This is a genomic window from Sulfuricurvum sp. (assembly GCF_023250475.1).
In the GTDB taxonomy this organism is placed as follows: Bacteria; Campylobacterota; Campylobacteria; order Campylobacterales; family Sulfurimonadaceae; genus Sulfuricurvum.
Map to the genome: position 1 here is coordinate 1 of NZ_JAHFAQ010000106.1, position 7,594 is coordinate 7,594.

General features: G+C 45.9%; 7 protein-coding genes and 2 pseudogenes. 1 reads left to right on the forward strand and 8 read right to left on the reverse strand.

Translation table 11 applies throughout. From position 1 onward, the window contains the following. A pseudogene (locus Q0C19_RS09495) lies at positions 1 to 546 on the forward strand (bifunctional 3,4-dihydroxy-2-butanone 4-phosphate synthase/GTP cyclohydrolase II); the annotation flags it as partial. 13 nt (positions 547 to 559) lie between these two features. On the opposite strand, the gene Q0C19_RS09500 reads toward Q0C19_RS09495, so the two are convergent. The 8 genes and pseudogenes from Q0C19_RS09500 to hisS form a co-directional block, all read right to left on the reverse strand. Continuing rightward, positions 560 to 949, reverse strand: a complete 390-nt coding sequence (locus Q0C19_RS09500) for a glycine zipper 2TM domain-containing protein (RefSeq protein WP_295055425.1) — start codon at positions 947 to 949, stop codon at positions 560 to 562. A 13-nt stretch (positions 950 to 962) separates the two neighbouring features. Next, the gene (locus Q0C19_RS09505) at positions 963 to 1,721 is read right to left on the reverse strand and encodes a hypothetical protein (protein ID WP_295055427.1); all 759 of its coding nucleotides are present in this window, start codon (positions 1,719 to 1,721) and stop codon (positions 963 to 965) included. A gap of 3 nt (positions 1,722 to 1,724) precedes the next feature. Next, positions 1,725 to 2,342 (reverse strand): penicillin-binding protein activator LpoB, encoded by a 618-nt coding sequence (locus Q0C19_RS09510; RefSeq protein WP_295055429.1) that lies wholly within the window; start codon positions 2,340 to 2,342, stop codon positions 1,725 to 1,727. Between the two features lie 10 nt (positions 2,343 to 2,352). Further along, entirely contained in the window at positions 2,353 to 2,721 is a 369-nt protein-coding gene (locus tag Q0C19_RS09515; protein WP_295055431.1) for a DUF1425 domain-containing protein, read from the reverse strand. Next, on the reverse strand, positions 2,708 to 4,108 hold the full coding sequence (locus Q0C19_RS09520) for a hypothetical protein (RefSeq protein WP_295055432.1): 1,401 nt from the start codon (positions 4,106 to 4,108) through the stop codon (positions 2,708 to 2,710). The genes Q0C19_RS09515 and Q0C19_RS09520 overlap by 14 nt, the downstream gene beginning before the upstream one ends. Before the next feature lie 111 nt (positions 4,109 to 4,219). Continuing rightward, positions 4,220 to 4,920, reverse strand: a pseudogene (gene cysE, locus Q0C19_RS09525) (serine O-acetyltransferase). A 9-nt stretch (positions 4,921 to 4,929) separates the two neighbouring features. Then, complete coding sequence (speA, locus tag Q0C19_RS09530; protein WP_295055434.1) at positions 4,930 to 6,759, reverse strand: biosynthetic arginine decarboxylase; 1,830 nt, start codon at positions 6,757 to 6,759, stop codon at positions 4,930 to 4,932. 10 nt (positions 6,760 to 6,769) lie between these two features. Next, the coding region (gene hisS, locus Q0C19_RS09535; RefSeq protein ID WP_295055436.1) for a histidine--tRNA ligase at positions 6,770 to 7,594 on the reverse strand (825 nt) is incomplete at its 5' end.

Here is a 7,594-nt window from a genome sequence, read left to right on the forward strand (position 1 = left end):
ATCATGAAAGAAGACGGGACGATGGCGCGCCGTGATGATTTGGATCTTTTCGCTGCAAAACACAACCTTAAAACCGTGTATATCTCCGATATCGTCGAGTTCCGTCTGGCGAATGAAACATTGGTCAAAGCAGTTTCGGAAGAAGAGATCGAATTTTTCGGCGTTCATGTTAAAAAGTATGAGTTTGCCGATCATCAGGAGAACCGTCATACGGCAGTCGTTTTTTACAAAGCGGGTGAAACGGCAAACGTCAAAGTCCATAATGTTGTCCCTGACATCGATTTGTTATTAAACCAAAGTAAATACGGCCATTTGATTGATTCGATTCACTATCTAAAACATAACAGCGGCGTACTGCTGTTTATTAACAAACCGCATCATCAGCAGGTCAATATGAAAGAGTACGGAATCGGTGCTCAAATATTGAAATCGTTGGGTGTGAAACATATGCGTCTCATAGCGGAATCAAAAGTTTCGGATTTTGCGGGGTTAAGCGGTTTCGGGTTGGATGTAGTAGAGACGATCAACCCTACTCAAGGGGTTTAGTCGTCTAAACTCTTTAGTGCTGCGTATTGCATTTTTGGATGAGCTGATATTGGGGTGTAGAGGAGGGGGCGGTTCCTGAACCTGCACCGATCGCTGTACCGATAGCCGCTCCGACAACCGTTGCAGCGGTATTGCCGCTTCCGCTTCCGAACTGATTCCCGACAACTCCTCCTATTATCCCTCCTACGATCGCTCCGCCGACATTAGGGGTATTATCCCCTTGTGCCGTTCCGTTTATCGGTACCTGCTCATACCAACACTGCTCTTGGGGCGAAGATGTTGGAGCGGATGGAGCCGTAGCGGATGCGGGAGGGGTCATGTAATAATCATTGCTCCCTGTATTGAGCATCTCGGCATGAGATGAAGCGATCAAAACCAATAAACCGACTGCATAGTATTTCATAGAGAACCCTTTTTTAGTCTACGAGACGTTTTCCCGGAGAGTCTTTATAATCAACCTCGGTTGATCTTTTTTTACCGGTAAGCGTTTCGATCATTGTAGCGGTCAACTCCTCGACCGACATATCAATCGTATCGTCTACCGGAACCGGATCGCTTTTATTGAAGGTTTGTTGAGCCGTTCCTGTGAACGTTTTAGCTAAAACAACCTTGCCGTTCTTTTTATCGGCAATTTGTATATGGAGAGACGTAGTCGCCGTGATCGCGTATCGTGCATTGCTTCCATCGGGAACAAGACGAGGTTTGCTGCATCGCATCGCTTTAATCGATCCGCTCAAAACGTATTCTCCCGATTTAGACATGGAGATACCTGCTTCATTAAAAGCGGTTTCGATAATACTGGTCATTTTATCCGAATACATCACTTTCTCTACCATAACGGTGTCGTTGTAACTTGTAGCCGTATATTTGTGACCTTCTTTATACTCTTTGTACTGATTGTCCCGTTTGAGATTGGCTTGTGCCGATCCTGACGCATGGTAGGTAAAAAAGCCGAATCCGTTTTCTTTTGCGCTGTGGGAAACGTTTTCATCCTCTTTGATGGAGCCGTCTCGACTGTGGGTAACTTCCGCAATACTGTGCTGGAAATCCTGCACTACGGTGTAATTGTAGGTGAGAGGCTTTACCTCTACACTCTCTCCCTCCGGGAGGATTGCAGCACTGAGTGCGAAAGAGGCGAAACTGAGGGCCGCAAGGGCATAGTTAATAAGTTTCATGACTTACCATCCGACTGATGATTTTGCGGTAACTTTACGAATCTCTTTTTCATCAGCCCAAAGAATTTCACCGCTTTGCGGGTCTACCAGTTCCATGGAAACATTGTAATAGACGTCTTTCATATCATCATTCGCTTTTTTGATCGAACGGACATTTCCGGTGATGATGTAATCCGAGTCAGTCATCGCTTTCATTTTTGTTTTTGTAGTGGCCGTTGTCGTTAAGTCACGCTCATCATTAACCTGATTGAGGTTGGCCGTATCGGCAAGAAAACGAACCTGTCCGGATTTTAAGAGTTTGATCCGGATTTTATCGGTAATCGCTTTGGTATCGATGTGCTCATAGGTCAAGTTATTAACGGCGCGTAGGCGTACCTTCGGCGGCTGTTGTGCTTTTGCAATGTAGCGTGATTCAAGAAGCGATTGCGTCAGCGTTTCCGCCGTTGATTGCAAATCGGTTGAACCGAAATCAGCGGTTACCGTCTCTGCCGCTTTGGCGTCGCCGTATTTAACGTTTGAGGAAGCACCAACCATTCCGGCACCGCCCGTCGCACATCCGCTCATCATAAATGATGAAAGGAGCAGGGTTGTTGTGAGTGAAAGTTTTGTGAAGGTAGTCATGTCTGTTTCCTTATTTGTTTGGGGTTGAAATTACAATTTGATAGTCGGTTACGTCAGTTCTATTGGCCATATCGACAACATGAATTTGTTGTTTGCCGATAATGGTAAAGGGTTTCCATGCGGTTTGGTCCACGACAATGCCTCGGCTGTCAAGCCATTCGATTTGGTAGACCATCCCCTCAACTTCATCGTCATCTTCGTTTTCAAAGGTTGCGGCAACTTTTAAAAATTTCCCTTCTTGAAAACTCTTATGTTCTTTAAGAACAACCCGCTCTTTTCCGATGAAATGCTCTTGATTTTTTCCGGCGCAGCCGCTTGTTCCAAGAAGTAAAAAACTTCCAAGTGTGAGGCTGAGAAGAATATGTTTAGTAGGCAACATGGTCAATCCTTATATTATCGTTAGTGATGTATGAGACAAGAACAAGAACCCCTTTTTTATCTTTCGGAAGGGTGAACGATTCTTGTCGATCGTTCATAGTTATCGTAAACGTCTCTCCTTGAAGTGCTTCAAATTTAGAGAGGTAACCTGAGTTTGGAAGGAGTTCCCAGTTTCGATATCCTGAATCAGCCATGGAACTTCCGACATCCATAGCTAATGATGCCATAAGTCCCCCAAAAGCTCCAAAATTATCGGAAGCTTGTTTGGCAATGATCGCTTTGGTGGTTGCCCGAACGACAGCTTTGGAGAGTTCGCCGATCAATTCATCTTTAAGTGTTTTATAGGCTAGAGCATTGGTCTGCAACAGTCTTGGAGGCTGAAGGCGAAGTTTATCGGTGGCAATGGTAACTACGCTGATATCATTGATCGGAGGGGTGAATGCAGGTAAATCGATACTGGTATAGTTTGCCCCGTTAAAGAGAGGAAAACGGATTTTTTCGATGGTAACTGCCGGTGCTTCACCCGCCAAAACGACCACGGTAATGTCCATCTTTGTACTTTTCGGTGCTTCGGGAGGAGTTCCCTTTTTCCCTTTAGCCGTTACTTTTGGGGCTGAAGCCGCAGCAGTGGCTGATGCAGGAAGTTTGACAAATACTTTTGAGACATCGGGATTCAGGGAGAGTGCCCGCTTAAGGCTCACTTCTCCCAGATTTTCAGAGGGAAATGCTATTGAGGAGATAATACTGCTGAGGGTATAGGAAAAAGGGTCTTGATAATTGTTTGCCAATTTACGGACACTCTCATCTTCCAACATTGCCGACATCGAATATTCACTCGGAATGGTTGAAACATTGTTCCCCTCCTTCTCAGCCTTGGCTTTCTCTTCGGCGGCCTCTTTGATTTTCTCTTCGGTTTCGCTCAGCCAGAACTCCTGACGCTGTTCCATACGGCGCATCTCAACGGAAGCTCCTTCAAAATTCCCAAGCATGGCATAGTTTAGGGCATTAAGTGTATGCATTAGTGTTCGTTCGTATCCTTTGCCATAGTAGCTTTCGGCACCTTTGGACAACAAGGCGGACCCTAGCAAAGAACCGACGTTTCTCAAACTGACTTTAGCACGGCTTTCATATTCATCCAGTATATTAAACGATTTTTGAAAGGAACCGATAGAGCTGTTGAAATCACCGTTTGCCTGCTGCATCCGGGCGAGATTGAGCCAGTACCAGAATTCATCCTGATCGGATGTGTCGGCACATAAGGTTGTGAGAGTTTGTTCAAACTGGGGTTTTGAGAGACTGGCACGTAACGTATCGGAATTTATCGAAGCAGCATTAATCTGGAGGGCGCAGAGTAAAGAAAAACTGATTATTTTGAGCTTATTCGCCATTAAAAACCTTTGTATAAATAAGCTATAGCTTATATCAATTGTAGTTTTTTATATATTAATGTATGGTTAAAATAGGTGGGTCAAAAATTGGCGTTTTGGGGAAGGGAAGGGCTAATTTTTCATAGCCCGGATAAACGACTCGTAAATATTTTCAAGCTGCAGATCTTGTTCTAAAATCTCGGTATTGTCTTGTACCATATAGTGTTCGAGGACGGCAACGCGTCGAAGAAGATACTCGAACATCTCTTTGTTGATATCGGGAGCTTGTTATGGCTGAACGGATCTTTATCTCTCCCTTTTTGGATAACATGCGCCGGAATACCGATGGCGGTACTGTTATCAGGAACTTCTCGGACAACAACTGAGTTGGCTCCGATTTTGGAGTTGGCTCCGATCGTGATATTGCCGAGAACTTTGGCTCCCGCTCCGATAACGACACCGCTTTTGATCGTCGGATGTCGTTTCCCAGGGGTGAGGCTGACTCCGCCTAGCGTAACACCCTGATAGATGAGGACATCATCTTCAATAACGGTTGTTTGACCGATGACCACACCGAATCCGTGATCGATAAAAACACGCCGTCCGATGGTGGCACCGGGATGAATATCGATATTGGTAACGATTTGGTTAATTCCCATCAGACAACGGGCCAGGGAACGAAATCCGTTGCGGTAGAGGCGGTTGGAGATGCGGTACCAAAAGATCGACCACACACCGGGATAGTTGAAAAGAAGTTCGATGCGAGAACTGATAGCGGGATCATTCTTGTAAACATTCGAAAAATCTTCGGCAATTTCAGAAAAAAGTCCCAAGTTCAATCCTTATCGAGTGGTACGGAGGTACCCGTTTTGGTAGAGGTACATTTCGAGTTTTTGAAGTGTATCACTTTTTTCTTCTTCTGTCCTAAAATCGCTGGATGCGAGTTTATTTTTAAGGTTCGTAAGAAGTTTGGACGCGTCATAACCGATGTCTTCGAGGATATTAAGAACGTTATCCGATTCGGTAAAGTTTTCGATTTCATACCCCGTGTCGCTGATAAGAATCGTACACTCACTCGGATGGGTAAAGAGGTTATGGTTCATCCCCAAAGTCTCCTGATAGGCTCCGACGTTAAAGAATGCAAGGAAATATTCCTCTTCATCCAGATCGATATCGTGAAGATACAGAGGTGTCTCAGGCTGAAAACGGATCTCTCCATCACTGTCACAGGTGATATCCCAAAGGCTCGCCGCACGGATGGCGGGGATATCGAGACGATCCAGCGGCATAATCGGAAACTGCTGCTGCAATCCCCAATAATCGGGGATACTCTGGAAAATAGAGGTATTGATCAAATAACGCTCTTGGAGTTTAACCTGCAATCGTTCGATCTCCGGCATCGGATTATCCTGAGAGAGGTAGAGTGATTTTTTGATGATCTGGTGCACCAAAATTTCTGCATTTGAGCGGTCTTGGAGGTCAATGTGTCCAAGGTTAAAGAGGGTGAGCAAAGACTCCATGTGATCGAGCGCATCATGCATGTACTCGATGCAGGTACGTGGGGAAAGGAGAGAATTAAGTTCTCGCAACTCTTCGATCAACGGTGGATTGTTCTCTTTGAGTTTGAGTGATTTGGCTTGGTAATCGTGGCTGAAAAGCTCCAAGACTGGGGCGATCAAAACGGAGTGCGAAGCAACGATAAAACGCCCCGATTCGGTGAAGATATCGGGATGGGTCACCCCTTTGGCGTTCATAATTTCACGGAGCAAAAAGACGACGCTGTTGGAAAATTCTTCAAGGGTATAGTTACGCATTCGAGTCGAGGTGTGCTGGGAATATTCCACCGCCAAACCTCCGCCGATATTGATCGCGCAGAGGTTGTCGGCACCCATTTTTTTCAGTTCTGCGTAGATATTTCCCGCTTCACGCAATACACGTTTTAACGGCGCGATATCTTGCATCTGGCTTCCGATATGAAAATGGATCATACTGAAATGCTCGAGCATATTGTTCTCTTGAAGCATCAGCATCGCTTCGATAAGCTCGGTGGAGGTGAGACCGAATTTGGCGCTCATACCGCTGCTTTTTGCCCAGATGCCGCTTCCCTCAGATTGGAGACGAACGCGGATTCCGATGTTAGGGACTTTTAGACCGCACGACTGAGCAACATCGATGATCCATTCAAGTTCACCCAACCCTTCGATCGTGATGGTGATATTGTGACCCATCTGTGCGGCCATGAATCCTAACGTTACCATCTCTTCGTCTTTGAAACCGTTGACGGTGATCGGGGAGCCTATTGCAGTTTTGGCCATTGCGAGGGCAAGCTCTGCTTTAGACCCCGCTTCCAAACCGTAGCTGTATTTTTCCCCCAGTTCGACGATCGCATCGACTGCTTCGGGGAATTGGTTGACTTTGAGAGGAAATACGGCATGGAACTTTCCGGTGTAATCGTTCTCAAAAATAGCGCGGCGGAAGTTAGAGTACAGCGCATCGATTTGTTTGCTGATCAAATGGGGAAAACGTAAGATAAGCGGTCCGCGCAGATTGGTTTTACGCACCTTTTGGGTGATTTCCAGCAATGACGGGGAGCTTTTGTAGTTGACTTTGATCTTCCCTTGGTCGATCATAAAGTTGTTTTCACCCCAAATATCTATTCCGTATGTTTTCACATCCTCTCCCTTATACAAAAAAATCATTTAACGGGATAAGAGATTCGGTTTTTTCAACCAAATCTTTTACCCATATACTGTGTTGAGCCAGTTCATTTTCACCGATAACGGCACAATATCGGGCATTGATACGATCAGCCCCTTTGAGGTGCGCTTTAAGGCTACGGGGTTCGTATTCAACGACCGCTTTATCACTTCGACGAATTCTCTCGGCTGCTAAAAGAACAGGTGCGATCGCCGCATCATCCATAGCCCCCAGATAGTATCCCTCCCGAACCGATTCGGGCATAACAATGAGTTCCATCAACCGTTCAATCCCGATGGCAAATCCGACTGCCGGAGTCGGTTTTCCATCTAAAAACTCGATAAGACGGTCATACCGTCCCCCTCCGGCGATAGCGCTTTGAGAGCCGATGTTATCGCTGACGAATTCAAATGCCGTTTTGGAGTAGTAATCCAGCCCTCGTACGAGGTTGGTATCGATTTCGTACGCAATGTTATGCTGATCCAGAATCGTTTTTAACGTATCAAAATCGTTTTGACACCCTTCACAGAGGTGTTGAATAAGTTTCGGTGCATTCGTGTAAAGGGCTTGGCAGGCTTCATTTTTGCAATCCAGTACACGGATAGGGTTGGTGAGTTTACGTCGGAGGCAGTCTCCGCAGATCGCATCGCCGCAGCTCTCAATAAACGTGACCAATTTTTCGCGATAGGTGGGCATACAGTTCTGATCGCCGAGGGAGTTGAGTTTGAGACGGTATCCGATGCCGAGTGCTTTTAGGATATCCGCGACCATCATAATCATCAATGCATCTTCATAGACCGAATCGACTCC

Excerpts from the sequence above, each read along its gene's own strand:
- Q0C19_RS09520 (WP_295055432.1), bottom strand. The coding sequence starts at position 4,108 with ATGGCGAATAAGCTCAAAATAATCAGTTTTTCTTTACTCTGCGCCCTC.
- Q0C19_RS09505 (WP_295055427.1), bottom strand. The coding sequence starts at position 1,721 with ATGAAACTTATTAACTATGCCCTTGCGGCCCTCAGTTTCGCCTCTTTC.
- Q0C19_RS09515 (WP_295055431.1), bottom strand. The coding sequence starts at position 2,721 with ATGTTGCCTACTAAACATATTCTTCTCAGCCTCACACTTGGAAGTTTT.
- Q0C19_RS09510 (WP_295055429.1), bottom strand. The coding sequence starts at position 2,342 with ATGACTACCTTCACAAAACTTTCACTCACAACAACCCTGCTCCTTTCA.
- Q0C19_RS09500 (WP_295055425.1), bottom strand. The coding sequence starts at position 949 with ATGAAATACTATGCAGTCGGTTTATTGGTTTTGATCGCTTCATCTCAT.